This window comes from Oryzihumus leptocrescens (assembly GCF_006716205.1).
Lineage (GTDB): Bacteria > Actinomycetota > Actinomycetes > Actinomycetales > Dermatophilaceae > Oryzihumus > Oryzihumus leptocrescens.
On the sequence record NZ_VFOQ01000001.1, the window covers coordinates 2,975,217 to 3,001,433 of the forward strand.

Consider the following 26,217-nt stretch of genomic DNA (forward strand, 5'->3'; position numbering starts at 1 on the left):
CCGCCCCACTCCCCCACCGCCGTACCGTGAAGCCGGCGCACGGCGCGAGGTCGCTGCCCGCGTGAGACGAGAGGGAGCGTGCCGTGGAGGACGGACCGCGGGTCGCGAGCCCGGAGGATGCCGGCACGGTGACCGGGCTGGTGGTCGGCGCCTTCTTCGACGACCCGACCTGGTCGTGGGCCTTCCCGGACCCGCGTGCCCGCAGGGAGCAGCATCGAGCGTTCTGGGGCCTGTTCGTCGAGGGAGCCCTGCGTCATGACTGGGTGTGGCTGGCCGCGGGCGACGTCGCGACGAGCATCTGGATCCCGCCAGGGCGCAGCGACATGTCCGAGGAGCAGGAAGCGAGGATGGAGGCGCTCCTGCCCGACATCCTCGGCCCGGGTGCGGACCGGGTGTCCGAGGCGCTCGAGCTCTTCGAGGCCGCGCACCCGCGGGACGAGCCGCACTACTACCTCAGCCTGCTCGCGACCGACCCGGCGCAGCGCGGGCACGGCTACGGCCTGGCCCTGCTCGCCGACAACCTGCGCGTCATCGACGCCGAGGGCGCCAGCGCCTACCTCGAGGCGAGCAACCCCGCGAACGTGGCCCTGTACGAGCGGTACGGGTTCGCACAGGTGGGCGCGTTCGACCTCCCCGACGGCGGCCCGACCGTCCACACCATGTGGCGCTCACCCCGCCACGCACGGTAACTCGGTCGCGCCCTGGTCAGGAGGAGAAGCGACTCGCCCCGTGGCCTGGCCCTTCGTGCCGCACCTCGCTCCCACCCGTTTCTGTTGACGTCGAGAGACGCCGACGCGGACACTTCCCACAGGGACGCTGCGCGTCCCGAGCCGGGGGTGGTCCGATGAGCGCGAACACGGTGATCGCAGTCTTCATGATCGGCGTGTTCGCGCTCGCGTCCCTGGGGATCGTCACCGGGCTGGTCGTGGTCGCAGTCCACCGGCTCCGGGGCCGTCGCGACGAGGACTGGCAGGAGGATCCCCCACCCGGGACGTTCCGGGTGCGCCCCGGTGACTGGCCCTGGGGCGGGTTCTGACGCTCTACGCCATCACGGGCTCGGGGCGCCGAGCCCTGGAGCGCCGCACCGGGGACTGGCGCCGGGTTCGCGACTCTGTCGACCATCTTCTGGGGGAGGAACCGTGATGAGCACACCCAGCGCTGAAGACCTGGTTCTGGACTACCTGAGCCGGCTGGAGGCCGCCGCCAGCCACCTTCCACCCGAGCGACGGGTCGAGCTCGTCGAGGAGATTCGCTCGCACATCGACGCCGCGCGAGAAAGCGGTGAGGCTCGTGACCCAGCCGCGGTGCGGAACCTGCTCGACCGGCTGGGCTCACCCGAGGAGATCGCGGCCGCGGCCGCACCGGACCGCCGTCGGGGCGAGGTGCGACCGGGACTGCTGCACGAGTATGCGACGGTGGCCACCCTCCTCCTGGGGTCCATCCTGCTGCCGGTCATCGGGTGGCTCTGCGGTGTCGCGCTGCTGTGGACGTCGCGCCAGTGGACCACCCGCGAGAAGCTCCTGGGCACGCTCGTGGTGCCCGGTGGCCCCGGAGGGGTCTGGCTCGCCTCTGCCCTGCCCACGCAGAACTGCTCCGAGAGCTCGGGAGGCAGCCCATCCGGTCCGGAGACCATCACGCGGGCGTGCTCGGGGTTCGCCTTCCCGCCGCTCGTGGGCATCCCCCTGGCGATCGTGACCCTGGTTGCTTCCTTCGTCGTCCCCGCCGTGCTCCTCAGTCGCGCACGCAAACGTGCGGGGCGCACCCCTCGGCTGGACACCTCAGGCGCCTCGGCACCCAGCTGATCCGAGGGCGGTCGCCACGGCCGGAGCGCCGAGGCGCGCGCTGGGCCTGGCCTCCGCGCAACGGGCGTCAGACGTCGGGCTCGCGTCTGCGTCGTGGCAGGAGGTCCAGCCGGCAGGCGCCCGGCTCGGAGAAGGGGCGCAGCGCTGCGCCCCCGGCGTCGGCGCCGAGCTCCTCCAGCGCGGCACGCACCAGCCCGAGGTGCACGTTGCACACGACCTCCGGGTGCTCGTGCGCAGCCTCCAGCAGGGGGCAGCGGCGCAGCCTGACCACCCCGGCGCGGGCGTCGGCGTCGGGTTCGAAGCCGAGCTCGTCGAGCATGGCCACGACCTGCCGCCGCGCGGCGGTCGCGTTCGGCGCGGGTTCCCGACCGGACGCCAACGCCAGCTGGTGGCCCCACGCGGAGCCGGCCTCGAGCGACTCCTCGGCGGGGTTGGCGCTGCTGCGGGCCAGGTGAGCCGCGAGCGTTGCCGCGAGACCGGCATACTCGCGGGCCACGACGACGGCGTCGTCCGCCACGTCCTCGAGGTCCACCACCGCGTAGAGCCAGGCGGGGCGGCCCCGGCCGTCGGGTTCTGCCGCGACACGGGTGGCGTAGCCGTCGGCGACGAGGACGTCCAGGTGCTCGCGCACGGTGTTGGGGTGCTGGCGCGTGACCGCCGCCAGCGCAGCCACGCGGCACGGCTCGGGCTGGTCCGCCAGACGCTGCAGCACCGCGGCGCGCGCACGTGTCAGCGGAGGCCGTCGCCGGCGAGGGCGCGCCGGCAGCGGTCCCTTCGGCGGGGCGTCGCCGCTGGTCAGCGGCGCCAACCCAGGAGCCAGGCGACTGAGCGTATTTTTCACGGACTTCAGTCTAATAAAATGTGATGTGTCAGATTCCTGCGCCCCTCGTGGAGTTGCTTCGCCATGCTTTCTGCCGAGTCCACCGCCGTCGTCAAGGCCACCGCCGCCGTCGTCGCCCAGCACGCGGTGGAGATCACCTCCCGCTTCTACCCGGCGATGTTCGAGGCGCATCCGGAGCTGCTGCACGTGTTCAACCAGGGCAACCAGGCCAACGGCGACCAGCGCCGCGCCCTGGCCGCCTCGGTCGTCGCCTACGCCACGCAGCTCGTCGACCCCGATGCCCCGTCGTTCGCCCCCGTCATGGAGCGGATCGCCCACAAGCACGTGTCGCTCGGCATCCGGCCGGATCAGTACACGATCGTCGGCCGCTACCTGATGGGCGCGATCGGGGAGGTGCTGGGCGACGCGGTCACGCCGGAGGTCGCCCGGGCATGGGACGAGGTCTACTGGCTCTTTGCGACCCAGCTCATCGCCGAAGAGGCCCGGCTCTACACCCGAGCCGGCGTGGACCCGGCGCATCCGTGGCGCCCGTTCGTCGTCGCCGAGCGGATCGAGGAGGCCACCGACATCGTCACCCTGGTGCTGCGCCCCGTCGACGACGAGCCGGTCCCGGCGCACCAGCCGGGTCAGTACGTCTCGGTCGCGGTCGACCTGCCGGACGGCTCACGCCAGCCGCGGCAGTACACCGTCTCCAGCGGACCCCGACCGGACACGCTGCAGATCACCGTGCGTCGGCAGCGCGGCACCGGCGGCGCCCCCGACGGCCTCGTCTCCACGTTCCTGCACGAGGTGGTGCGGCCCGGGCACGTGGTCGACGTCGGCACCCCCTCGGGTGACGTGGTGCTGGAGGACGGCACCGAGCCGCTGCTGCTCATCAGCGCCGGGGTCGGCATCACCCCCGTCGCGGCCATCCTCGAGGAGATCTCGGAGCGCCAGCCCGGCCGTCCGGTCACCGTGGCCCACGCCGACCGGTCGGCCGCCCACCACCCGCTGTACTCCGCCGTGACCTCGGCCGCCTCGACCCTGGAACGGTTCACCGTGCACACCTGGTACGAGCAGGTCGACGAGCGGGGCGCCGGGCGCGCGGCCCACGAGGGGCTGATGGACCTGCGCCACGTCTGCGTCCCCACCGACGCCAAGGTCTTCATGTGCGGGCCGCTGCCGTTCATGCGCGACGCCCGGGCGGCGCTGATCCGCCGCGGCGTGCCGTCGACCAACATCCGCTACGAGGTCTTCGGACCCGACCTGTGGGCCGGCGCCCCCGACGCCGCCTGACCCAGACCCCGGCGGCGCGCCGCTCTCCCAGGCAGCGCGCCGCTGGGTTCCAACCCGGCCGGTATGCCGGGCACGCCGGTGCGTGCCCGGCATACCGGCGGCCGCGACCCGTGACCGGCGACGTCCGCGGCCACGTCGCCGACGGGCCAAAGGCCCTTCCACCCGACTCCCCCAGGGCCGAGCCTGAAGACGCTGCGCGAGGCCGTCCGCAGCCAGTCCCGCAGGGCCACCGGGGAGGTCGCCATGTCGCAGGTGAAGGTCGCTTCGGCGCGCTCGACACCGCGCGCCGATCGGCTCACCAAGGGCCTCCTGGCCTGCGGCGTGCTGTACGCGGTCACCTACGTCGCGGGGAACGACCTCATCGCCGCCGCGATGACCCGGGGGTACACCCGGATGGACCAGGCGGTGAGCGAGCTGTCCGCCACGGGGGCGGTCGCGCGGCCCTTCCTCGTCGGCATGAACGCGATCTGGATGCCGGCCATGGTCGCCTTCGGTGTCGGGGTCTGGCGCGCCGCGCGCGGCAACCGCTGGCTGCGGGTCACTGGCGCCCTGCTGATGGCGTTCGGCGTGACCAGCCTGTTGTGGCTTCCGTTCCCCATGACCGCTCGGCGGGACGTCGTCGTCGGGGCTGCCATGGCGACCAACGACCTCGGCCACATCGGCATGACAGCCCTGACGGGCGTGTTCGTCCTCGCCGAGATCGCGTCCTCCGCCGTCGGCCTCGGGTGGGGGTTCCGCATCTACTGCGCGGCGACCGTGGCGGTGATCCTCCTGTTCGGTGCGTTGACCGGCGCGCAGGCCGCGCACGTCGCCCAGGGCCTCCCGACCCCGCTGATGGGCTTCTACGAACGGGTCAACATCGGGGCGTGGCTGCTCTGGATGGCCGTCCTGGCCGTGGTCCTGTGGCGGAGGCTGGACGCCCGTGGTTCACGCCGCGTCGGCCAGCAGCTCGCTGACGGCCGCGTGTGACCAGGCCCCTCGGGCCCCGCGCAGCTGGCTCAGGTAGGCACTTACCTCCGCGGGTTCCCAGTCGTGCGCCTCCTGGAGCCCGCGCGCCAGCAGCCGCAGGTAGGGCCCCGCCGGAGCGTTGGGGTCTGCGGCGTCCGCCGGCCCGGGCGCGGTGAACGTGAGCAGGGGTATGCCGTCGAGGTCGCCGAGGTGCAGGAGGGTCTCGTACCAGCCGGGACCGAGCTGGTCGCGGCCGGTGGCCAGGGCCCGGGTCAGGTCCGGGTCGCGGCCCGGGGTCCGTCGCATCTCCTGGGCAGCGATGTCACTGAACTGCCCCAGCGAGACGAGATGGGCGCGCGCTGCGGTCACCCCCGGCGCGTTCGGGTCGAAGAACGCGATGCCCCCACCCCACAGGGACGAGCTGCGCGCGAAGTACACCTCGCCCGGGATGCTGATGCCCTGGGCTGCCCGTGGCCGTCGCGGGTCGCGCGCACCGGGGTGTGGACGGCGTGCGCCGGGTGGGGTGCCGCCGGTCAGGTAGTAGCGCAGCCGCGAGGCGGCCATGTTCGAGCCGTAGCTGGCGTACCAGACGAGCTCTGTGGAGCAAGGCATTCGTTCGACCATGCCTCAGTGCGGCTGAGGTGGCAAACCGCATGCTCAGCTCCCGACAGGGCTCCACCGCGACGTCCGCGCGGTGGAGCCCTGGTTGAGGACGCGGCGAGGTGCGTCTGCCGCGACCGAGCCGTCGTGGACAGAGGGGTCGGCTCCACGCCCCCTGCGTCATCCTTCGGGAGAGGACTTCTCCAGGGCCGGCCCGCGATACACGTAGGAGATCGCGTTGGTGGCCGCGAAGATCGGCGGCCAGTGGTCATCTGTCCTGCTGACCAGCGTGGGGCCTCCGCTCCCGGACCCGTAGCGGTCCCCGCCGCCTGGATGCACCGCGGCAGTCGTCGCCATGGGCATCCCCCCTGCTCGCGAGTCGGGGCCGGTCGGTTGCACCTCGGAGGTCGATGGGGCCACTGGTGCCGGCCTGCCTGCTCCGGGATGACCCTGCGCCATCGCGGCGAGCTGGTCCAGCTCTTCGTTGAGGACGTCGAGGACGGACTTGAGCTGTGCATGGGCCACGCGGGCGTAGGTGCGCACGTACAGGAGCTTTTCGGAGTCGAGAGATCCCCCCTCCCCGCCAGCCTGGACGACACCGCCGCCCGTTTCCCTGGCCGAGGAGTGCTCCTGCGCGGCGGACTGGGCGCGCAGCAGGATCTGGCGGTACTGCTCCCGCGCCGACTCCTCCAGGTCCCGCGCGTAGGACTGCGCCTCGGCGACGGCCTCGTCTGCGGCCCGCTGCGCCTTGGCCAGGAGCTCGACCGCTCGCAGGCTCACCTCCTGGACGTTCTCCTCCCGTCCGTTGACGGCGTCCTGCTCGACTGCATTCACAACTGCCCTCCGATGCTGTGGGCCATGGCGGCGGGAGCCGCTCCGGCCGGCGGTTCTGAGGTGATGCCGAATTCCTCGAAGGCGATGGATCGGGGTGGCCGCTGGCCACTGGCCGACGCAGACGCCGTGTGCAGGACCATGGACGGCGACCCACAGACGAGTGCGCTGTAGGGGCCGCGCATGGTCACCGACGACGCCACATCGCCGACAAGGCCGCGCCGGCCCGGGTAGGTCGGGTCATCGGACGCGACTTGCGTGTGGGTGAACCCGGGGTATGCCGCGAGCTGGTCCAGGCGCGACCCGGCGTAGAGGTTCCAGGGGTACCGAGCCCCGTGGACCAGGTGCACCCGCCGGGCGGTCTGACCGTTCTGCCACCCCTGCTCGACCTCGTCCAGCAACGCCAGGAAGGGCGCGATGCCGGTCCCCCCGGCGACCATCAGGAGGTCCTCGTCCGCCAGCGGGTCGACGGCGAGGGCGGTTCCGACAGGTGCACCGATCCGCATGACGTCGCCGCGTCTGGCCTTCTTGACGAAGGGGGTGCTGACCAGACCGCCCGCGACCAGGCCGACGTGGAACTCGATCCCACCGTCGGGGCGAGGGGCGTTCGCGGGGGTGAAGTACCGCCACACCTCGGGGCGTGGGGGATCGTGACGGCCATCGACTGCCCGGGACGGTACGGCACCGGACTGTCCGGGAGCACCCGCACGACGGCAATCTCCCGGCTCACCCGGGCGACCTCGGTGATCTCCGCGTCCCACCACGCCGGCTGCGTGTCCTCGGACTCCTCGGCGGCCGCCACCATGGCCGCCGCGACCACGCCGTAGGCGTCGGCCCAGTCTCGAGCCACGTCCGCTGTCCACTCCTCACCGAGGAAGTGCTTCAAGGTCCAGAGCAGTGACCCTCCGACCGCGTCGTAGTGCTCGGCGATGACCCCGAACCTGCGGTGGTCGCGGCCGAGCTGCTCGACGTAGGGGACGATCTCGCCGAGCTCGTCGACGTTGCTGACCACGCGTCCGAGGGCGCCGACGAGGCGGTCCCGCTGAGCCTCCATGGCCAGCGGAAACATCTCCCGCAGCTCCGGATGGCTCACGAACAGATGGGCGTAGAAGTAGAGGGCGACGTCGTCACCGTGCTGGGTGACGGCCCTCCAGGTGGACTTGAGCCGCTGTGTGTCCATGGCTCAGGACTGCAGCGTCACGATGGAAGCGCGCGCCTGGCCCAGCGCCGTCCCGACCCGGTCCCGAATGTCCCGTGGCACGCCGGCGTCCACGAGGCAGGCCATCAGGTGGCTGCCCACGCGGTCGTAGTCGGCGTGGCTGATGTTCAGCGGCGCGTGCGCCTCGTCCAGCGCACGCCCGTCGTAGCGGTCCGGCCCGCCGAGGATGCTCGTGATCATCAGCGCCTGGTGCCGCTTCAGGACAGGCAGGGACACGTCCTTGAAGTAGTGGCTGACCTCGTCGTCCGCGGTCAGTCGCCGGTAGAACTCCTCGACAACAGTGCCCACGGCGGCCCCGCCGCCGATCCGGTCGTAGTCAGTGGTCATCCGACCCTCCAGTTTCAGGTGCCAGAAACGGACAATCCCGGCAATGGCGGAGGACTGTAACGAACGTTCCCACGTCGGACGTGACCAGGGTCACCTCACCCCTCACGTAACTCCTGGCACATGCGTCTCGTTGATGAGCCTTCGCCTGCCAAGTGGCGCCAGCGGGGCGGAGGACTAGCATCGCGTTCCGCCGGTGACGGGTGTGACGCGTGGGACCTGTCTGCGACACCCACCGGCCAGCCACGACGCGAGGTTTCCCAGAGGAGTTCATGCTCGGCACCCGGTTTGAGCAGGTCCTGAGCCGCGCCCAGAGGGGCGACGCGCAGGCCTTCGCCGAACTGTGGCGCGATGCGAACCCGATGTTGTTGCGCTACCTGCGGGTGACCGCCGGTGACCTCGCGGAGGACATCGCCTCCCACGCCTGGCTCAAGGTGATCGAAGCCCTTGGTTCCTTCACGGGTGACGAACCCGGCTTTCGGCGATGGCTGGTCACCATCGCACGAAACCATCACCTGGATCAGGCACGCCGGGCCGGCCGGCGCCCGGAGCGGCTCTTCGCCGAGATGGCCGACCTTTTCGACCGCTCGGGTGGGCTCGCCGCTGACGCCGCGATCGAGGCCGAGGAGGCGATGTCGACCCAGGCCGCGCTCGACCTGATCGCCAAGTTGCCGCCGGACCAGGCTGAGATGGTCATGCTGCGCGTGGTGATCGGCCTGGATGTCGCCGACGTGGCCGCAGTCGTTGGCCGCACCAACGGAGCGGTGCGGGTCGCCGTCCATCGAGCCCTGCGAAGACTCGGGGGGCTCCTTGACCGCGAGGGCGTGCCTGTAACGGGATCCGGAGCCCTGACGTTCCGTGACCGAGATGCCTGACAACCCGCACCCCCCGATGGACGGTCAGCCGGGTGACCTCTGGCTGCTCGACCGACTCCTGGCCGGCGAGGCCGTCGCTGCGTCCCCGGCCCTGACCGCCCTGCTGGCCAGCGCGGCCTCGCCCGGCTCGCCCCAGGAGCTCGCGGGCGAGGCGGCCGCCGTCGCCGCGTTCGTCAAGGTGGGGGCAGGTGTCTCGAGTGCCCGTACTCGTACACGCGCCAGGAGAATCCCTATGTTCACCACCCTGTTGGCCAGCAAGCTCGCAGTGGCAACGGCCGCGGGCGGCATCGCGGTCGCCGGGACGGCGGCCGCTGCCTACACGGGATTCCTTCCCGACGGGCAGCAGGACCTGGCCCATCACAGCACCGCTGCGCCGCACCCCTCGTCCTCAGTGGGCAGCCCCCAGGATCGCCCCGCCTCCACTCCGACCCATCGCGCCACCTCGACCGGCACCGTCGGCCCCGACGCCACCGGACCGGCTGCGTTCGGCCTGTGCACAGCCCACCAGCACGGCGGTCTGGCGCCCACCTCCGTCGCCTACCGGTCACTGGCCAAGGCGGCCGGCGGGACGTCCCGGATCGGCGCCTACTGCGCATCCGTCACCCATCCTGGCCATGCCACCACCGGCCACCCGAGCGGGGCGCCCGCCGGGCACCCGACCGGCGATCCCACCAGCCGTTCCACCGGCGCGCCCACCGGCCACCCGAGCGGCGCGCACACCGGCCGCCCCTCCGGGGCGGGGACCACCCACCCGGCATACTCCACCGCCCGGAAGTGAGCGCGCACGCATCCCTGTCGCCCTCCGCTGTGCGGCGACAGGGCATGGCGCCGAACGCCACCCGATCGGCACATGCCATGTCGGCCGGTGTCAGCATCCCGCGCCATTGGCGATGCCTTGGTCGGCGCCAGTCGCGGCTCTGGGGTGTCGGCCCGACGCTGGCACTGGTCGCCCTGGAGCTCGGCGTCTTCGTGCTGTTCGGCTGGCTCGCCGGGCCGTTCACCCTCCTCGGGATCGACGGCCTGGACGCTCATGGGGCCGAGGCCCTGCCCGGGCCGAGGGTCGTGGTGCCCGCCCTGACCCCGTCGGGGCACCAGCCCTCGCCCACGGCGCTCGCGACCCCACAGAACCAGGTGCAGATCGAGGAAGTCGGGCTTGCGGTGCGATTCGGCGCCGCCTCCTTGCCCACGCGGGGTGGCCAGGCTCAGGTGGCCCAGGCGGCAGCCTTCCCTGTGGCCGGACTGGCTCACCCGAGCGTGGGGCCTGGGGGGTCCGAACGGCGCCACGCCGTCAACTCCCCTGCTGCAGGCCGCCCCGGCGCCCGGACCAGTCACCTCCGACTCGCCCGTCCGCAACGCGCCGCAGATGGCACGAGCTCCCGTCGTGCAGCGACGTCGAGGGCGACTGCCCTCCGTGCGGCGAAGCGCGACAGCCGTCTGCGAGCTGCTGCCCGACATCACTCGCGCGCGTCCCGGCATGCGGGAAAAGGCCACCCGGACGGGGCCCGTCGCCGTGGGGCCCCGTTGGTCCACAAACGGTCCCGCTAGGCAGCGTGGGGAGGCGAGCGGGTCCGGTGCCGGAAGTCAGCCTTGACGCCTTCGTGGCTGCACACGCCGACTGCGCGTACGTCCTGGATGTCCGCGAGCCCGATGAGTACCAGGCAGGACATGTCCCCGGCGCCGTCACGATGCCGGTGACCCAGCTTCCCCTGCACATGTCCGAGCTTCCCCAGAGCCCCCCGGTGTACGTGATCTGCGGAACGGGCAACCGAAGCAGGTCGATGGCCGAGTTCCTCGTCCGCGCCGGCTTCAACGCCCACTTCGTCGGCGGAGGCACGCTCGCCTGGGCCCGGGCCGGCCATCCGATCGTGTACGGCGGGGAACGGCACCCGACCTAGACGCTGGCTGAACAGCCACACGTCGAGGCGACCTCAGCTCACGACGAGCGCAAACGCGTTCGACTGCGCAGCCGCGTAGTGCGCGTCCCCGGAGAACTTTGCCACGATGGCGTGCGTGCCCGAGGTGAGGGCGACCTTGATGTGCGCCTGCATGACGCCGTTCGCCTGTGGCGCAAGGGTCGAGCAGCCCAGCGTCGCCAGTGACCTGCCGTCGTAGAAGCACACCCGCCCGGTGGGGAGCGTGGTCGCTGAGGTCGGCTTGACCCTGCCGTACAAGGCCACCGGTGAGGTCGAGGTGGCAGGGTCTGGCCGGGCAGCGACCAAGACGCGAACCTGCCCCGTTCCGCTCTGCGGTCGCTGCCAGTCGACCTGCTCCTGGGTCCGTCCAGCGACGGCGACAGGAGCGGCTTGCGGCTGGCGCGGACTCCGCTGCTTGTGCTTGACCTGACGGACCGGCTGGTGCCCGACACTCCGGCCAGCGCCGCTGGTCCCACTCCGGCCGACGACGGACCCGGAGGCTGCCACCGGACGCACGCTCGCATTGCTCTTCCGCGTCGTCGGCAGATCCGTGACGCACACGTCGACCACGAGGTGCGCGTGACGGTGCAACCGGACCCGGTGGTGTCGTGGGCGGGTGTTGCGCTTCTTGCTCGTCACGCAGCCTTGCTGGTCCCGGAGCACGGTCTTGGACCCGGCACTTCCAGCGGTCTTGGCGCCCGCTTCCGCGCCGGCAGCGACCTGGCCATGCCCGGTGCCCGCTTCGAGGGCTGCGGTCAGCCTTCCGAGGCCACCCGCGCCCAGCTCAGTGGTCAACAACCCCGTGACGCAGACGCCGGCCCACCATCGGGAATGTCCGGACAACCGGATGAACGAGTGAACAGAACGGGTTTTGCCCATCACGCACCCCCTGCGCGATTCCGGTCCGCCGTGATGGCCCCCGGCATCTTCACGGTGAACCCGCACGCGGACGGAGCACTGCGCACTTTACCGAATACTTAACCGCCCTCTCCGCCTCAAACCGGACCATTCGGCCTCAATCGCATGCCGCGCGTCGTCGGTCGACTCCCCGGGCACGGCCCGCTCACTGGTTTCGTTCGCCGTGTCGACTCCGGTCTCCTGCGGGTCGTGCAGGTCCGGGTCGCGCTTGGCCGGTACCGTGCTGCTCCGGCGGTGGCGACGGGCCGGTCGACGCAGGCAGGGGTGGGTTGGCCCGAGTGGCGTGGGTGAGCAGGGGCGGATGCCCAGCGGCGCCTCGCGGGGAATCGGTCATGAGGAAGCCGGGTGCGGCGGCGAGCCGTGGGCGGCGACGGTGAGGAGCGCGACGACGGGCAGGAGCACGGCAGCTACCGCCGCCGCGATCAGCGCCCGCCGACGCCGGGGCGACAACGGCGAGCTCTTCAGCAGTGCCGTCAGGCCGGGGAAGCTGGGCGGACGGGCGCTCTCGCCGGCTTCGAGCAGCTGGGCCACGAGGCGTGCGCGCAGGTCCAGGAGCCGCCCTGTCTCGCTGCCCAGACCGGGAATCGCCAACCGCGCGCTCTCCGTGAGGACGGATGGGTTGGCCGTGAAGGCCAGCTGCAGGGCCGCGCACAACGTCGCCATTCGCACGCGTAGTCGTTCGTCGACCTCATCCGCGATGCCCGACCGGCGATGGTCCAGTGGAAGGTCCAGGAGCCGCTGCTGCAGTCGGTGGTACTGGACAACCAGGTCTCCAGCCCTGCGACCGGCCGCGCCCCTCGGCTCAGCGACGGCCGCGCAGCTCGCCAGTGTCGACTCGGTGTCCCGCTCCAGCCGACTCGCGGCGTCGATCACGTCCACGATCAGCCCGAGCTGGGTCTCCACCGACGGTCTGTCTTCGCCCGCAGCCCCGCGCGCACCCGATGCGACCACTGGCCCTCCTCCCCTGAGCGGAGTCTGCGGCGGGCTTCACTGGCCGTCAAGCACTGCGGCGGCCCTGACGCCAGGCGGGAGCCCCAGCCAGGAACCGGCCCGCCTCCCCCGGGACAGAGCGCTCGAGGACCAAGCGCTACAGGGCCTCCGCCGGCCGGTCGGAGCAAGGCCCGCCGCGGAGACTGACCCTGACGCGGACGACCGCGGGCTGCTGACGCAAGCACGCAGGCCGCGTGAGCGCGCGGCAGATGAGGACGTCCGCCGGGTCGCATCATCACGCTTAGACGGTAGAGATCTCGAGGATCTCCTTGAGCCTCGCGAGGTCCTTGCGGTTAGCGCGCCGGACGGCCCTCGCCATGAACGGTGCGACCAGACGGGAGAACCCCGACGGCTCCCCGCGGTTCCGCAGCCGCATGCGGGTGGCAGCATCGCCGATCGGCTCCCACTCGTAGGTCGTCTCCATCGGGAACGGCCCCTGCGCGGTCCGCATGACAAGCCGCTCGCCGGGCGTCAGCTCGACGATCTCGTAGGTGTAGGCGAGCTGCCGGCCGAGGAACTGCGCCACGAAGTCCATCCGCGATCCGACGTCGAGCGGCGCAGGTGTGCGCCACGCGACGGAGCGAATGTTCGCGTACCACTCTGGCGCGTTCGTGGGGTCGCCGGCATAGGCCGCGACCGCGTCGGGCGGACGACTGATCACGACATCGGTGACAACGTCAACGGACATGCGCCCACCCTCTCAGCCGACGTCAGTCGCCGACGCGCAGCCGCCGGCGTCGCCGTGAAGATGACTTCGGATGCCCCGTTGAACGGGTGAAGCGATGCTCGCCAGCCGGGCGCACCGGGTCCGGCGGTCACCGAGAACGCGTATCGACGAAGTGGGTCGTCACCGGTGACTTCGAGATCGGCGGGGATACCGCACCCACCCGGCCCGCAGACCACCGGGTCGATCTTGGCGCGCGCACAGCTGGGGCCTGGTGCAGCGATGTCCTTGATCAGTTCGAGCGCGCCGAAGGCCGCCGCGCGTCCATGGCCATGGCCGTGAGGAGCCTGTGCCAGCATGGGCCTCGTGACCGCAGGTCCCGCAGCACGGCGTTGGGTTGCCGCGCGGGTGGCACACCCGACCGGCGACCTTGACCGGTCCGCGGCGTTCTACCGCGACCTGCTCGGGCTGCAGCCCCGGGGCGGCTTCGCCGACCACGACGGCTATGACGGGATCTTCTTCGCGCTACCCGGAGGCGGCGAGCTCGAGCTCACCGCCGGACCCGCGAAGCCCCGTCCGGGCACGGACGAGGACCTCCTGGTGCTCTACCTGCCGACTCTGGACGACGTCCGGCAGACGGCGGCGGAGCTCGAGGCGGCCGGGGTGCCTACCGTGCCGGCGGCCAACCCGTACTGGGACCGGTGGGGCCGGGTCTTCCTGGACCCCGATGGCTATGCCGTCGTGGTCGCCGCGACACAGCCGGACCCCGTCGCCGCCGGGGAGGTCCGCGTCCAGACCTACGACGGGCTCCGGGAGGATCTGCGCGGGTTGTTCGAGCTGGCCGAGGACTCGGCCGCCGCGCTGGACTCCTACCTGCACGCCGGACGGGTGCTGGTCGCCGTCGTCGGGTCGGACGTGGTCGGCCACCTGCAGCTGGTCGAGACCGACCGCCCGGGGCAGGCGGAGATCATGAACATGGCTGTGCGCGAAGACGTGCAGGGCCGCGGGGTCGGCGCCCTGCTGGTCCGGGCCGCGGTGGACCGGCTCGCCGCCGAGGCCGGGGCGACGTTGCTCGTGGCCACCGCCGCCGCGGATGTCGGCAACGTGCGCTTCTTCCAGCGGCAGGGGTTCCGGATGCGCTCCATCGAGCGCGACGCCTTCACGCCCACCGCGGGGTACCCGCCGGGGACCCGGATCGACGGGATCGAGCTGCGGGACCGGGTGTGGCTGGACCGCCCCATCGGCCCGCCCACGCCGGGTCACGGCCGACAGTAGGGCGCGAGGGCTTCGACGTCGCCGGAGGGCCGTCGCCGCTCTTGCGATGTCCTTACGGCGCTGGCCGGAGCGCCGCAGCCAACTGCTTCCAGATCCCCTCCAGGCGCCGCGGCCCGGGCACACAGAAGGCCCGGACCGTGTGGTTCGGGCCTTCTGTCGCTGACGCGTTTGGTTGGGTAACCACAGAAGGGTCTGACCTGCGGCGACGTGCACACGGTTCGGGTTACGTCCTGCGCTTACTTGGCGTTCGTCACGTTTGCCTCGACATCGAGAGACTGCCTGCCATGGGAGGCCGGCACGGTCAACGCCGCGGGCAACGACGTGACTTGGTCAGTCCGCGCCCGCGGACTTCGACGCGACGCGGCTACCCGCTACTGGGCGACGCTCTGGTATCCGCCGGCGCAGCCAGTGGGGTGCCCGGTGCCGGCGGCGAGTCGGTCCGTGTAGGCGGCGTTGAGCAGGGTCAGGTTGAAGCGGCGCGCTCCAAGTGACCAGTCGACCCCGTCGGTCGCCTCGTCGGACAGGATCATGTGCCCGGGTAGGCGGGTCCAGCCGCGCGCGGTGAGCGCCTGGTCGAACCAGGCGATGACCTGCGAGGCGGGGGCGCCGGCGCAGGCGAGGACCTTCAGGGCGGCCGGGTTGCCGCCGTCGACGCCAAACTCGCCGGGCGTGTCAGCTCGGACGTAAAGCGTGGCGCCTGGGTACACGAGGGTGGTGCCGGGTGCCGTGCGCAGCTCGTCCACGGTGGGGTGCCGAACTGCGCACCCGGCGGCGGCCAGGACGAGCGCCGCGGCGACGAGCACCGGTGCGGCGCGCCGGTGCGCTCGGATGCTCATGCGAGGCCGAACGAGCCGGGTCACGGCCGGGTTCCGCACGCGGGTCGGCGCGGGCGGCCGGGTCGCAGTTCCCCCGGGAGCGGCGAGGTGATGTGGGCCACCCGCGGTCAGGCCGCGCCCGCGCCGACCCGCGCGCCCTAACCGCCGGCGACACCCCCGACGCAGGCCGGACCCGCCCGGCCACGCCCACCCGCAGCACCGGCGGCGCCAGCCTGCCCGGAAACGCCCCCGAAGGCCCTCGAGCACCCAGCTCGAGGGCCTTCGCCGTGCCCGCCCCCATGACCTGTGGGGCACATGAGCTCGTCGACGGCCCCGGACACAGCAGAAGGCCCGGTCCAAGTGTCTTGGACCGGGCCTTCTGTCATCAGAAGCCGAAGCTTCTGTCGCTGACGCGTTTGGTAGCGGGGGCAGGATTTGAACCTGCGACCTCCGGGTTATGAGCCCGGCGAGCTACCGAGCTGCTCCACCCCGCGTCGGTGAACTGAACATTACGCGAGGCGGTGCGGCCGGGGCAAATCGCCTGCTCAGCCGGCGCCTGTGGCCGTCCCGGACGGGTTGGCCGTGGCCGACGGGGACGGTGACGCGGAGGCCGACGGCGACGGCGACGGCGTGACCGTGACCGACCCACCCTTGGGCTGGGCGGCGACGGCGCGGGCGATCGCGTCCTGCAGGTCCTTCTGCGCCTGCCCGTACGCCGCGAAGTCGCCCTTCTTGAGCGCGTCCTGGCCCGCGGCATATGCCCGCTGGGCATCGGCGAGCGCCTTGGCCAGCGCGGTCGAGGACCCGGTGCTGCCCGGCCCGGTGGAGCCGGCGCTCGGGGGCGTGGTGGTGCCACCAGACCCGGAGTCGCCGGCCACGGCACCGGCGTTGCCGCCGAAGAGGCCGTCGAGTGCGCCGGTGAGGGTGTCCGACCAGGCCAGCTTGTCCCCGAACGCGACCACGACGACCCGCGACAGCGGGTAGGACGAGCCGGCGGTGCCGCTGACGTAGATCGGCTCGACGTAGAGCAGGCCGCCACCGACGGGCAAGGTCAGCAGGTTGCCCAGGTCGACGTGGGAGCCGCCCTGCCGGTTGAGCGACAGGAACTGCGACAGCGTCTGGGTGAACCGCGGCGAGCCGATGTTGGAGGACTCGATGTCGTTCTGCACCTGTCCCGGTCCGCGCACCGTGGTGTCCCGCGGCAGCTCCAGCAGCCGCATCGCGCCATAGCCGGCGCGCCGCTGGCCGGTGGTGCTCCCGGCGTCGGAGTCGACCGCCATGAACCCGGCCAGGACCTGCCGGTCGCCCTGCGGCATGAACGTCGTCGTCAGTGAGAACGCCGGCGAGCTCTGCCCGGGCATCGCCACGCTGAGGTAGTACGGCGGCTGGTCGACGACCTTCTGCTCCTGCGTCGGGTCGGACGGCACCCGCCAGAAGTCCTGGCCGCCGTAGAACGAGCCGGCGTCGGTGACGTGGTAGCGGGCCAGCATCAGGCGCTGCACCTTGAACAGGTCCTCGGGGTAGCGCAGGTGCGCCATGAGCGAGCCACTGATCGCGCTCATCGGCTCGATCGTCCCCGGGAACGCCTTGGACCACGCCTTGAGCAGCGGGTCCTGGTTGTCCCACGCGTAGAGGTGGACCGACCCGTCATACGCGTCGACGGTGGCCTTGACCGAGTTGCGGATGTAGTTGACCTGCCCCTGCTCCAGCGCGGTGACGCTGGTCGAGCGCGAGGTCAGCGAGTCGGAGGTGGCGTTGTCGATGGACTGCAGCCGCGAGTAGGGGTAGTTGCTCGAGGTGGTGTAGCCGTCGACGATCCACTGGATCCGGCCGTCGATGACCGCCGGGTAGGGGTTGCCGTCGAGCGTCAGCCACGGGGCGACCTTCTGCACCCGCTCGCGAGGGGTGCGGTCGTCGAGGATGCGCGACTGGCTGTTGACCGTGTCCGAGAGCATGATCTTCAGCTCGCGGTACTTGATCGCATAGGCCGCCTGGCGCAGGAACGAGCCGATCGCCACGCCGCCCTTGCCGGAGTACGTGGTGTTCTGCTGGCCGTTGGCGCTGGAGTCGGGGTAGTCGAGCTCGCGCTTGGGCCCGTTGGCCGGGCCGCCGACGATCGAGTAGTCCGGCGAGGACTCCCCGAAGTAGACCCGGGGCTCGAAGCTGCCCAGCGCCCCGCTCGGCGGGATGTTCTGCTCGAAGAAGACCGGCTGGCCGTCGTCGCCGCGCTTGTTGCCGTAGGCGGCGACCACGCCGAAGCCGTGGGTGTAGACGGTGTGGTCGTTGACCCAGCCGCGCTGGGAGTCCGGCACCCCGGCCAGGTCGAGCTCACGAACCGCGATCACCGTGTCGTTGAGCTTGCCGTTGACGGTGTAGCGGTCGACGTCGAGCGCGTCCGGGAACTGGTAGTAGGACTTGACCGCCTGCAGCTGCTTGAACGTCGGGGACACCATGGCCGGGTCGACCAGGCGGATGCCGGGGATGGTGTCGGCGTCGTTGCGCAGCTGCCCCTGGGAGACCGTCGTCTCCGCCTGGTAGGGCTGCACCTGCGCCGAGGTCAGCCCGAAGGCGTCCCGGGTGGCCTTGATGTTGCGCTGGATGTAGGGCGCCTCGAGGGACTTCTGGGACGGGTTGACCTTCAGGCTCTGCACCAGCGCCGGGTAGATGCCGCCGACGACCACGGCGCACACCACGAGCAGCGAGACGCCGACCAGTGGCAGCCGCCACGACTTGGTCCAGATCGTCGCCACGAACAGCGCCGCGCACATCAGGGCCGCCACCGCCAGGATCGCCTTGGTCGGCATGACGGCGTGGGCGTCGGTGTAGGTGATGCCGGTGATCAGCCGGGAGTCCTGGGTGGTCAGCGAGTAGCGGTCCAGCCAGTAGCTCGCGGCGCGCACCAGGACCAGCGCGGCGAGCAGCAGCGACAGGTGGATCCGCGCGGCGGTGGTGGTGCGCTCCCCGCGGCCCTGCAGCCGCAGCCCGCCGTAGACGTAGTGCGTCAGCGCGGCGGCGGCCGTGGCGAGCACGAGCGCCATGGTCAGGAAGCCGATGAGGAAGCGCAGCCACGGCAGGGTGAAGACGAAGAAGCCGATGTCCAGGCCGAACTGGGCGTCCTTCTTGCCGAACGGCACGCGGTTGGCCCACAGCAGCCAGGTCTGCCACATCGACGCGGCCGCGGACCCGGCGAAGAGGCCCAGCACCACCGGTATGCCGATCGTGCCCAGCTTGCGCACCGGGTCGAGCATCTCCCGGTAGTGGTCGAGGTTCTGCTGCTCCGGGGAGACCGGGGCGTAGACCGGCCGCTGCCGGTAGGCGATGACCAGGCTGGAGGCGACCAGCCCGGCGGTCACCAGGCCACCCCCGACGAACAGCAGGATCTTGGTGGTCAGCTCGGTGGTGAAGACCCGCTCGAAGCCGATGCTGTCGAACCAGAGCACCTCGGTCCACAGCTGCGAGGCCAGGAGCACGAGCACGACGAGGGCAACGAGGATCGCCAGGGTGGGGCCCAGCGGGCCCGGACGGCGCACCCGGAACGGCGGCGCCGTCGGACGCCCGGATCCCCCCGAACCACCGTCGTCGCCGCGGTCGAACCATTCTCGATGACTCACCAGCACGCCCATCTCACCCGGGGCCGCGCTCGTGCGCGCGTGCCCGACATGAGTCCAACTTACTCAGGACGCCCCCGGTTCCCGGGCCGTTCGCCCCGTGCCACCCCGCGATCCACATCCTGGCGGGCCATGCGCGACGATGGACGCGTGACCAGTGCCTTCCAACCGGTGTTCAGCCCGCTCGTGACCTCGGCCGTGGAGACGGAGCGCCACGTGGCCTCCGCCGGGTGGGACCAGCCGCCGCGCCTGTTCGCCCTGGTGCGCACCCAGGACCTGCTGGCCCGCGAGCCGCACCTGCGCGGCCAGGTCCCGGAGGGCGACGACCCCGACGGCTACACCGCCATCGAGCAGGAGAACCTGCCCCACACCTCGTCGCTGGAGTCCCTGCTCGGCCGGCTCGCCTGGCCCGAGGAGGTCGACGGCGTGGCCCTGGCCGTGGAGCGGATCGTCGTGCCGCCGGAGGCCGAGCGCGACCTGCCGGACAACCCCGAGCAGGCCACCGAGGCCCTGGCCGCCCACCCCGAGCGCAAGGACGTGCGCCTGCTCGTCGCCGTGCTCCGCGACGGGGAGTCCACCTGCCTGCTGCGCCAGCGCGAGCACGACTCCGACGACAAGGTCGCCATGGGCTCGGACATCGCGCCCGGGCTGGTGCACGCCCTCGCCGCCTCGCTGGAGGACTGACCCCGCAGACCCGGTATGCCGCGTGCCTCAGCGCGCGGCGGCGGTCGCCGTGCAGTGCGGCAGGTTGCCGGTCTGGTGCGCCGCGATCGACTCCACGGCGTCGCGGGCCTGGCTGAACGTCCCGACCCGCACCACGGTGAGCCCGTCGGGGACGTGCCCGACGACCTCGTTGCAGTTGTCCGCCGGGGCGAGGAACCAGCGTGCGCCGTCGCGGCGGGCCCCGACCATCTTCTGGGCGATGCCCCCGATCGGGCCGACCTGCTCGTCCGGGGCCAGCGTGCCGGTGCCGGCGATCTGCTGGCCTCCGGTCAGCGCCCCCGGGCTGAGCTTGTCGTAGACGCCGAGGGAGAACATCAGGCCAGCTGACGGCCCGCCCACGTCACCGGCGTCGATGACGACGTTCACCGGCAGGTCGAAGGTCGTCTGCAGGACGATCCCGAGGACGGTGCGCCCGCCGGCGGCCTTGGTCGGCACGTCCAGGGTGAGCACCTCGCTCTTGCGCCGCACGGTGAGCCGGACGGACTCGCCCGGCTTGTGCTTCTGGATGGCCTCGCGGATGCCGGCGCCGTCGGTGACCTTGACCCCGTCGACGGTGAGCAGCTTGTCGCCGGTGCGCAGCTGTGCGGCCGCCGGGGAGCCCGGCTGGACCTGGGCCACGCCGACCACCTGCGGCACGGTCAGCCCGAGGTTGCGCAGCGCCACCGCCACTGCGACCTGCTGGGAGTCGGTCATGTCGGCCAGGTTCTGCGACTCGATCTGCTTGCTCGTCTGGCCCTTGGGGAAGATCTCCTGCTCGGGCAGGACGGCGCTGGAGTGGTCCAGCCAGCCGATGAGGACGTCCCAGGCGTTGACCGGGTTGCCCGGCCCGCCGTAGACGGACACCGTGGTGAAGTCGAGGGCCCCGCTGGTCGGGAAGGTGCCCCGGTCCTTGACCGAGATCAGGTCCCTGCCGTCGGTGGCCCGGCCCAGGGTGTTGAAGGCCGGCCCGGGCTTGAGGATCGCGTAGGGCAGGTGGACCAGGCTCGCGACGGCGCCCAGCGTGAGGACGAGGAAGGCCGCGACCAGCCAGCCGGCGGTGCGGCGGCTGATCCCGGTGTGGGCGGGGCGGGAGCCGGGCTCGGGGGCGACGCTCACGGCATACCCACCCACTCGTCGGCGCCGTCGGCGAACAGCTGGTGCTTCCAGATCGGGACCGTCCCCTTGAGCGTGTCGATGAGGTCGCGGCAGGCCTCCAGCGCGGCGCCCCGGTGGGCGGCGCTCACGGCCACCACGACGGCGAGGTCGCCGACCTCGAGGTGACCGGTGCGGTGCACCGCGGCCACGCGGACCACGTCGTGGCGCGCGGCCACGTCCTCGGCGACGCGGCGCAGCACGTCGACGGCGGTGGGGTGGGCGGAGTAGTCCAGCGACGCCACGTCGTGGCCGTGGTCGTGGTCACGGACCACCCCGACGAACGTGGCGACCCCCCCGGCGTGCGGGTGGCGCACCGCCGTCAGCGCCTCGTCGACGGACAGCGCCTGCTCGCGCACGTCCGCCAGCGTCACGGCCGCGCCGACCGGCTCACCACTGACCCTGCTCACGCTCCACCTCCCTTGCGACGTCGACGCCGCATGATCGCCGCGGTTCCCACCAGGGCCACGGCGGCACTGGCCGCCCCCAGGGCGGCGTCCTTGCGGTCGATCCGCCGGGCCGCCACCGCATGATGCCCCCTGATGCTGTGCACCAGCTCGGCGAGGCAGGCCGCGTTGTCGCGCGTCGGCTCCCACCCCGCAGCAGTCAGGGTCGCCGACGAGACGGCCCAAGGGTAGATGGCATAGGCCAGGTCGCTCGCGGGAGTGGGCAGGACGCCCACCCGGTGCAGCCGCTCGGCGGTGCCGAGGGCGACCGCGTCGCTCAGCTCGACCCGGCGCATCCCGGAGACCTGCTCGACCTCCTCCTGGGTCAGGGTGCCGACACAGCCCACCGTGACCACGGGGGCGAGCCGCTGCTCGACGACGACGGTGAGCGCCCGGGCCAGGTCCTCGACGTGGCAGAACTGCCACGCCGGCCGGCCGCTCTTGACCGTGAGGAGCCGGGGCGCCTCGAAGTGGCGGGTCAGGACCGTGTCGATGCCGGGACCGACCAGCGCGGCCGGTCGCACCACGGTCACGGTCAGGCCGGGGTGGACGGTGCGCGCGGTCTCCAGCACGTGCTCGACGGCCAGCAGGTCGCCGACCAGGCCCTCGTCGGGCTGCGCCGACAGCGGGGCGTCCTCCTCAAGCGGGACCGGGTTGGACGGGGAGGCGCCGTAGCTCATCGCGCTGGTGACCACGACCAGGTGGGCGACGCCGGCCGCCGCGGCCGCGGTGACCAGCGTCTGCACCTGGAGCACGGCACGCTCACGCCTGGTCCGTGGCGAGACGGTGAGGTCGGAGGCCAGGTCGGTGCTCGCGGCGACGTGGACGACGGCGTCGACCCCGCGCAGCGCCTTGGCCAGCGCCGGGGAGACCAGGTCGACGAGCCGCCAGTGGGCGTCCGCCGCCCCGCGCTCGGCGTCGAGCGCGACGACCTTGCCGAACGTCGGGGCCTGCCCGTCGGGCGGGGGCGCGGTGAACGCGCGCACCACCTGCTCGCCGACGGGCGACGCGGCACCGGCCACCGCGACGGTCAATGCCTTGCGCCGAGAGCGAACCCTGCCCCGGGGGGAACTCACTGTGGCCTCCGCATGGTTATCTGAAGGAAGCCACATCCTCTCAGGAGGCCAAGGAGCCCCGCGTGTCCAATCCCCCTGTCCCGTCACACGAGCCCGATCCCGAGGAGCCCCACGGCGAGCCGGACCTGGAGCAGATGCTCCAGTCGTTCCTGTCCAACCCGGACAACCCCCAGCTGCAGCAGGCCCTGTCCGCCATGGGCATCGACAAGCTCGACCCCGCCACCATGGGAATGCTCACCGCCCAGGTGAAGGCCATGTTCTCCGGCGGGAGCTCGGACCCGTTCGACCCGGCGATGGCCACCAACATCGCCCGGCAGACCGTGTCCGCGGCCGGTGACGCCACCGTCGGCGAGGTCGCCCGGCGCCAGGCCGAGGAGGCGGTCTCGGTGGCCGAGCTGTGGCTCGACCCGGTGACCGACTTCGCCGCCAGCAGCACGGTCGCCCGCGCCTGGAGCCGGGCCGAGTGGGTCGAGCAGACGATGCCGGTGTGGCAGCGCCTCGTCGAGCCGGTCGCCGCCGGCGTCAGCAACGCCATCGTCCAGGCGATGCGCAGCCAGCTCGGCGAGGCCGGCGGGACGGTGCCCGGCCTGCCGCCGGGCATGGACCCCTCCGCGATGCTCGGCCAGATGGAGCCGATGCTCACCCGCATGAGCAGCTCGATGTTCAGCGCCCAGGCGGGGCAGGCGATCGGCGCGTTGGCCGGTGACCTGCTCACCGGGACCGAGGTCGGGCTCCCGCTCGTCCCCGGCCAGGCCATCGCCCTGCTGCCGGCCAACATCGCCGCGTTCGCCGAGGGCCTGGAGGTCGAGGAGTCCGAGGTGCGGATCTACCTCGCCGTGCGCGAGGCCGCCCGGGTGCGCCTGTTCGCCGAGGTGCCGTGGCTGGCCTCCCAGCTGGTGGAGGCCGTGCAGGCCTACGCCCGCGACATCAGCTTCGACATGGCCGGCATCGAGGAGGCCATGCAGCAGATCGACCCCGCCGACCCCGAGGCGATGCAGGAGGCCCTCGGCTCCCGGCTGTTCTCCCCCGAGCCGAGCGCCGCCCAGCAGGCGGCGCTGACCCGGCTGGAGACCTACCTGGCCCTGGTCGAGGGCTGGGTCGACGTGGTCACCGAGCAGGCGACCCGGCCCCACCTGCCTCACGCCGCCGCCCTGGTGGAGTCGGTACGCCGCCGCCGGGCCTCCGGTGGGCCGGCAGAGCGGCTGTTCAGCCAGCTGGTCGGCCTGGAGCTGCGACCCCGCCGGCTGCGCGACGCGGCCAACCTGTGGGCCGCGCTGGAGGCCAGCGGCGGTGCCACCGCCCGCGACGCCGCGTGGGCCCACCCCGACGTGGCACCGACCGCCGCCGACCTCGACGACCCGCTGGGGTTCGTGGAGCGCTCCCGGTCGCACGGCGAGGGCGACGACATGGACGCCGCGCTCGAGGCGATGCTGCGCGAGGGCGGCACCGGCGGCCCGGCGGCGGGCCCCGCGGGAGAGGACCGGTGAGCCACGGCCTGGACCCGGCATACCGGCGGCTGCACGCGGACGCGACCTCGCTGCTGGAGGGCTGGACCGCCCCGACCCCGGGGCAGGACGCGCGGCGCGAGAGCTTCCTCGCGCACCTGCGCGCCCACCCCGACGCCATGGCCAAGCAGGGCCCGCCGGCGCACCTGACGGCCAGCTGCCTCGTGCTCGACCCCGCCGGTGGGCACGTGCTGCTGACGCTGCACCGCAAGGCGCACCAGTGGTTCCAGTTCGGTGGCCACTACGAGCCCGGCGACGCCTCCGTGCTCGCGGCGGCCACCCGCGAGGGCCGGGAGGAGTCCGGGCTGCCCGGCCTCGAGGTGCACCCCGAACTGGTGGACCTGGACCGGCACACCCTGGTCGGCTCGTTCGGCCGCTGCCGTGAGCACCTGGACCTGCGGTTCGCCGCGGTGGCCGAGCGCGACGGCGGCCACGAGGTGAGCGCGGAGTCCCTCGACGTGCGCTGGTGGCCGGTCGACGCGCTGCCCGCGGACGCCGGGGAGGAGCTGCCCCGGCTCATCGCGGCGGCACGGGCCGCCCTGCCGGTCAGCTGACGTCGGTCTCGACGTCGTCCTCGGCGTCGAGCGCCAGCCCGGCCGCGGCCGCGACGCCCTCGAGGTAGCCGCGGGCGCGGTCGGTGCGTGGGTAGGCCTTGAGCATCGACCAGAACTCCCGCCCGTGCCCGGGCTGCAGCAGGTGCGCCAGCTCGTGCAGGACCACGTAGTCCAGCACCCACGAGGGCATGCCCTTGAGCCGGGTGGAGATGCGGATCGAGCCGTCGGCCGGCGTGCACGACCCCCACCGGCTGTTCTGGTTGCCCACCCACGTGATGCTCGTGGGCTTGGCCAGGCCCCCCAGGTAGCGCTGGGCGAGCTCGGCCGCGCGGCGCGCCAGCTGCTCGTCGCTGGGGCTGCGCCGGCGGTCGCCGGCCTCGAGTCGGCCGACCATGGTGGCCACCCACTGTCGTTCCTCGGCGGGGCTGAAACGTGCGGGGATGAGTACGACCGTGCGGCCGTCCTCGCGGTAGGCGCTGACGGTGCGGCGCCGTCGACGACTGCGCCGGACCTCCACCTCGTCCATCCCCATGAGGTGAACATAAGTCACACGAGCACGAAAACCCGAGCACTCGAGGGTTTCCTCCCGAGATGTCCGGCAGACGGACGTCCGGAGCGGGGTCCAGCGACGGCTCAGCGACGAGTCAGCGGCCGTGGAAGGTCGGCGCCCGCTTGGCGGCGGCCGCCGCGATCCCCTCGTGCAGGTCCTCGGTGGCGAGGGTGACCGCCTGCGCCAGGCCCTCCCACTGCAGCGCGTCCTCGTAGCTCGCGTGCCCGCCGTCGCGCAGGGCCGTCACGGTCAGCCGTGTCGCGATGGGCGCCGCCGCGGCCACGCGCTCGGCCGCCTCCACCGCCCGGTCCAGGACCTCGTCCGCGGGGACGGCCAGGGAGGCCAGGCCCAGGCCGACCGCCTCGGCACCGGTGACGATCCGTCCGGTCAGGAGCAGGTCACGCGCGACCGCCGCACCGGCCACGTTCGGCAGCGACCAGGTGGTCGCCATGCCGGGGTGCAGGCCCAGGCTGGTGAACGGCACCCCCAGGCGCGCCGTCTCGGCGACGTAGCGGATGTCGCAGGCGAGCGCGAGCGCGAACCCGGCCCCGATGGCGTGGCCGTTGACCGCGGCGATCACCGGCGCCTCGAGCGTCTTGATGGACAGCCACGAGCGGTAGAAGGCCAGCATCCGCCGGCGCAGGTCGGCCACCTGGGCGTCGGGCTCGGAGACGATCCAGGACAGGTCACCGCCGGCGTTGAAGGCGCTGCCCTCCCCCGTGACCACGACGGCGGCGAGGTCGGGGTCCTCGCGCAGGGCGGCCACGAGGCGCACCCACGAGGCCGTCATGGCCTCGCTCATGGAGTTGCGCCGCTGGGGCAGGTCGAAGGTGACGACGGCGACGTGCCGCCCCGAGGCCTCCCGGCACTCGACCCGCAGGTCCTCGTAAGGTCGCTCCCACCAGCTCTGCTCGCTCATGCGCCGAGGGTAGTGAGGCGGTGTTCCGTGCGTGGAAACACCCCTCAATGCCGGACTCCGTGCTCAGGCTGGTCTAGGGTGGCCGCAGTCCGGCGCCGTACAGAGCGGCCAGGAACTTACAAGGAGACATTCAGTCATGGCTGAGACCGGCGAGACCTACAAGGGCGAGTTCTACTGCGTCAAGTGCAAGGAGAAGCGGGAGGCGGAGGGCAACGTCGTCGAGACGAACGGCCGCCGCATGGCGAAGGGCAAGTGCCCCGTGTGTGGCACCAACCTCAACCGCATCCTCGGCAAGGCCTGAGCGCCCCCCAGGTAGCTTCGCCCGCGGGCGGGACCACGAGCATCGGCTCGGTCCCGCCCGCCTGCATGTCCGGGGCCGGCCGCCCCACCCGTGCGAATACTCATTTCGGTCGTT

The 26,217-nt window shown here is 72.3% G+C and carries 28 protein-coding genes, 1 tRNA gene and 2 pseudogenes; 13 read left to right on the forward strand and 18 right to left on the reverse strand.

The genetic code is table 11. The features are described from left to right. The first annotated feature begins 83 nt into the window (after window positions 1–83). The 3 genes from FB474_RS13930 (at window position 84) to FB474_RS13940 (ending at window position 1,802) form a co-directional block, all read left to right on the forward strand. Complete coding sequence (locus FB474_RS13930; RefSeq protein WP_221632537.1) at window positions 84–689, forward strand: GNAT family N-acetyltransferase; 606 nt, start codon at window positions 84–86, stop codon at window positions 687–689. Between the two features lie 155 nt (window positions 690–844). After that, a complete protein-coding gene (locus tag FB474_RS13935) occupies window positions 845–1,036 on the forward strand; it encodes a hypothetical protein (RefSeq protein ID WP_141789196.1) in 192 nt (63 codons plus the stop codon). Window positions 1,037–1,142: 106 nt separating this feature from the next. Then, the gene (locus FB474_RS13940) at window positions 1,143–1,802 is read left to right on the forward strand and encodes an HAAS signaling domain-containing protein (RefSeq protein WP_141789197.1); all 660 of its coding nucleotides are present in this window, start codon (window positions 1,143–1,145) and stop codon (window positions 1,800–1,802) included. A 67-nt stretch (window positions 1,803–1,869) separates the two neighbouring features. On the opposite strand, the gene FB474_RS13945 is transcribed toward FB474_RS13940, so the two are convergent. Next, window positions 1,870–2,814, reverse strand: coding sequence for a helix-turn-helix transcriptional regulator (locus FB474_RS13945; RefSeq protein WP_141789198.1), 945 nt, complete (start codon window positions 2,812–2,814; stop codon window positions 1,870–1,872). Between FB474_RS13945 and FB474_RS13950 the strand changes: the two genes are divergently transcribed. Together FB474_RS13950 and FB474_RS13955 are read left to right on the forward strand one after the other, a co-directional pair. Next, on the forward strand, window positions 2,707–3,918 hold the full coding sequence (locus tag FB474_RS13950; protein WP_141789199.1) for a globin domain-containing protein: 1,212 nt from the start codon (window positions 2,707–2,709) through the stop codon (window positions 3,916–3,918). The two genes, FB474_RS13945 and FB474_RS13950, sit on opposite strands and share 108 nt — an antisense overlap. Window positions 3,919–4,161: 243 nt before the next feature. Then, a complete protein-coding gene (locus FB474_RS13955; protein WP_141789200.1) occupies window positions 4,162–4,887 on the forward strand; it encodes a DUF998 domain-containing protein in 726 nt (241 codons plus the stop codon). Here FB474_RS13955 and FB474_RS13960 read toward each other — a convergent pair. The 6 genes and pseudogenes from FB474_RS13960 to FB474_RS13980 form a co-directional block, all read right to left on the reverse strand. Continuing rightward, window positions 4,846–5,478, reverse strand: a complete 633-nt coding sequence (locus tag FB474_RS13960) for a histone deacetylase (protein WP_185746172.1) — start codon at window positions 5,476–5,478, stop codon at window positions 4,846–4,848. The two genes, FB474_RS13955 and FB474_RS13960, sit on opposite strands and share 42 nt — an antisense overlap. 168 nt (window positions 5,479–5,646) lie before the next feature. Next, window positions 5,647–6,300, reverse strand: coding sequence for a hypothetical protein (locus tag FB474_RS13965; protein ID WP_141789202.1), 654 nt, complete (start codon window positions 6,298–6,300; stop codon window positions 5,647–5,649). Beyond that, window positions 6,297–6,737, reverse strand: coding sequence for a ferredoxin reductase domain-containing protein (locus FB474_RS13970; protein WP_246092185.1), 441 nt, complete (start codon window positions 6,735–6,737; stop codon window positions 6,297–6,299). Before FB474_RS13970 ends, FB474_RS13965 begins: the two co-directional genes overlap by 4 nt. A 99-nt stretch (window positions 6,738–6,836) precedes the next feature. After that, window positions 6,837–7,160 (reverse strand): annotated as a pseudogene (locus FB474_RS21500) (hypothetical protein); the annotation flags it as partial. Beyond that, window positions 7,160–7,477 (reverse strand): annotated as a pseudogene (locus tag FB474_RS21505) (globin domain-containing protein); the annotation flags it as partial. The pseudogenes FB474_RS21500 and FB474_RS21505, both read right to left, overlap by 1 nt. Window positions 7,478–7,480: 3 nt before the next feature. After that, window positions 7,481–7,843 (reverse strand): group I truncated hemoglobin, encoded by a 363-nt coding sequence (locus FB474_RS13980; protein ID WP_141789204.1) that lies wholly within the window; start codon window positions 7,841–7,843, stop codon window positions 7,481–7,483. A gap of 269 nt (window positions 7,844–8,112) precedes the next feature. On the opposite strand from FB474_RS13980, the gene FB474_RS13985 reads away from it, so the two are divergent. From FB474_RS13985 to FB474_RS21220, 3 genes are all read left to right on the forward strand, one after another. Further along, window positions 8,113–8,715 (forward strand): RNA polymerase sigma factor, encoded by a 603-nt coding sequence (locus tag FB474_RS13985; RefSeq protein ID WP_141789205.1) that lies wholly within the window; start codon window positions 8,113–8,115, stop codon window positions 8,713–8,715. Further along, window positions 8,708–9,493 (forward strand): hypothetical protein, encoded by a 786-nt coding sequence (locus FB474_RS13990; RefSeq protein WP_141789206.1) that lies wholly within the window; start codon window positions 8,708–8,710, stop codon window positions 9,491–9,493. Before FB474_RS13985 ends, FB474_RS13990 begins: the two co-directional genes overlap by 8 nt. Window positions 9,494–10,313: 820 nt before the next feature. After that, complete coding sequence (locus tag FB474_RS21220; RefSeq protein ID WP_246092186.1) at window positions 10,314–10,610, forward strand: rhodanese-like domain-containing protein; 297 nt, start codon at window positions 10,314–10,316, stop codon at window positions 10,608–10,610. A gap of 33 nt (window positions 10,611–10,643) precedes the next feature. Here FB474_RS21220 and FB474_RS14000 read toward each other — a convergent pair whose 3' ends face one another. The 3 genes from FB474_RS14000 to FB474_RS14010 all read right to left on the reverse strand — a co-directional run bounded on the left by FB474_RS14000 (window position 10,644) and on the right by FB474_RS14010 (window position 13,224). Beyond that, window positions 10,644–11,267 carry an Ig-like domain-containing protein gene (locus tag FB474_RS14000; protein ID WP_185746174.1) on the reverse strand — a complete coding sequence of 208 codons (624 nt, stop codon included), beginning with the start codon at window positions 11,265–11,267 and terminating at the stop codon, window positions 10,644–10,646. Window positions 11,268–11,876: 609 nt separating this feature from the next. Then, window positions 11,877–12,449: a hypothetical protein gene (locus FB474_RS14005; protein WP_141789208.1), complete on the reverse strand. Its 573-nt coding sequence runs from the start codon at window positions 12,447–12,449 to the stop codon at window positions 11,877–11,879. A gap of 328 nt (window positions 12,450–12,777) precedes the next feature. Next, complete coding sequence (locus FB474_RS14010; protein WP_141789209.1) at window positions 12,778–13,224, reverse strand: SRPBCC family protein; 447 nt, start codon at window positions 13,222–13,224, stop codon at window positions 12,778–12,780. A 342-nt stretch (window positions 13,225–13,566) separates the two neighbouring features. On the opposite strand from FB474_RS14010, the gene FB474_RS14015 reads away from it, so the two are divergent. Continuing rightward, complete coding sequence (locus FB474_RS14015; protein WP_221632539.1) at window positions 13,567–14,475, forward strand: GNAT family N-acetyltransferase; 909 nt, start codon at window positions 13,567–13,569, stop codon at window positions 14,473–14,475. Window positions 14,476–14,846: 371 nt separating this feature from the next. On the opposite strand, the gene FB474_RS14020 is transcribed toward FB474_RS14015, so the two are convergent. From FB474_RS14020 to FB474_RS14030, 3 genes are all read right to left on the reverse strand, one after another. Further along, the gene (locus FB474_RS14020; RefSeq protein WP_141789211.1) at window positions 14,847–15,311 is read right to left on the reverse strand and encodes a hypothetical protein; all 465 of its coding nucleotides are present in this window, start codon (window positions 15,309–15,311) and stop codon (window positions 14,847–14,849) included. Between the two features lie 396 nt (window positions 15,312–15,707). After that, a tRNA-Met gene (locus FB474_RS14025) sits at window positions 15,708–15,784 on the reverse strand. A gap of 51 nt (window positions 15,785–15,835) precedes the next feature. Further along, window positions 15,836–18,901 carry a UPF0182 family membrane protein gene (locus FB474_RS14030; RefSeq protein ID WP_246092187.1) on the reverse strand — a complete coding sequence of 1,022 codons (3,066 nt, stop codon included), beginning with the start codon at window positions 18,899–18,901 and terminating at the stop codon, window positions 15,836–15,838. Window positions 18,902–19,030: 129 nt separating this feature from the next. On the opposite strand from FB474_RS14030, the gene FB474_RS14035 reads away from it, so the two are divergent. Continuing rightward, on the forward strand, window positions 19,031–19,582 hold the full coding sequence (locus FB474_RS14035; RefSeq protein WP_141789213.1) for a PPA1309 family protein: 552 nt from the start codon (window positions 19,031–19,033) through the stop codon (window positions 19,580–19,582). 27 nt (window positions 19,583–19,609) lie between these two features. Here FB474_RS14035 and FB474_RS14040 read toward each other — a convergent pair whose 3' ends face one another. Genes FB474_RS14040 through FB474_RS14050 form a run of 3 tightly spaced genes read right to left on the reverse strand, consistent with a single transcriptional unit; the run spans window position 19,610 to window position 22,220 of the window. Continuing rightward, on the reverse strand, window positions 19,610–20,716 hold the full coding sequence (locus tag FB474_RS14040; protein WP_246092188.1) for a YlbL family protein: 1,107 nt from the start codon (window positions 20,714–20,716) through the stop codon (window positions 19,610–19,612). Beyond that, window positions 20,713–21,162: a molybdenum cofactor biosynthesis protein MoaE gene (locus tag FB474_RS14045; RefSeq protein WP_141789214.1), complete on the reverse strand. Its 450-nt coding sequence runs from the start codon at window positions 21,160–21,162 to the stop codon at window positions 20,713–20,715. The genes FB474_RS14040 and FB474_RS14045 overlap by 4 nt, the downstream gene beginning before the upstream one ends. Further along, window positions 21,159–22,220: an NAD-dependent epimerase/dehydratase family protein gene (locus FB474_RS14050; protein ID WP_221632540.1), complete on the reverse strand. Its 1,062-nt coding sequence runs from the start codon at window positions 22,218–22,220 to the stop codon at window positions 21,159–21,161. Before FB474_RS14050 ends, FB474_RS14045 begins: the two co-directional genes overlap by 4 nt. Window positions 22,221–22,336: 116 nt before the next feature. Here FB474_RS14050 and FB474_RS14055 point away from each other — a divergent pair, with 116 nt between their 5' ends. Both FB474_RS14055 and FB474_RS14060 read left to right on the forward strand, forming a co-directional pair. Further along, window positions 22,337–23,761 carry a zinc-dependent metalloprotease gene (locus FB474_RS14055; RefSeq protein WP_246092189.1) on the forward strand — a complete coding sequence of 475 codons (1,425 nt, stop codon included), beginning with the start codon at window positions 22,337–22,339 and terminating at the stop codon, window positions 23,759–23,761. Further along, window positions 23,758–24,333, forward strand: coding sequence for an NUDIX hydrolase (locus tag FB474_RS14060; protein WP_246092190.1), 576 nt, complete (start codon window positions 23,758–23,760; stop codon window positions 24,331–24,333). The genes FB474_RS14055 and FB474_RS14060 overlap by 4 nt, the downstream gene beginning before the upstream one ends. Here FB474_RS14060 and FB474_RS14065 read toward each other — a convergent pair. Beyond that, window positions 24,326–24,865, reverse strand: coding sequence for a M48 metallopeptidase family protein (locus FB474_RS14065; protein ID WP_141789216.1), 540 nt, complete (start codon window positions 24,863–24,865; stop codon window positions 24,326–24,328). The two genes, FB474_RS14060 and FB474_RS14065, sit on opposite strands and share 8 nt — an antisense overlap. 112 nt (window positions 24,866–24,977) lie before the next feature. Continuing rightward, window positions 24,978–25,802, reverse strand: a complete 825-nt coding sequence (locus FB474_RS14070) for an enoyl-CoA hydratase/isomerase family protein (RefSeq protein WP_141789217.1) — start codon at window positions 25,800–25,802, stop codon at window positions 24,978–24,980. A gap of 136 nt (window positions 25,803–25,938) precedes the next feature. Between FB474_RS14070 and FB474_RS14075 the strand changes: the two genes are divergently transcribed. Further along, window positions 25,939–26,103: a DUF5679 domain-containing protein gene (locus tag FB474_RS14075; protein WP_141789218.1), complete on the forward strand. Its 165-nt coding sequence runs from the start codon at window positions 25,939–25,941 to the stop codon at window positions 26,101–26,103. Window positions 26,104–26,217 lie beyond the last annotated feature (114 nt).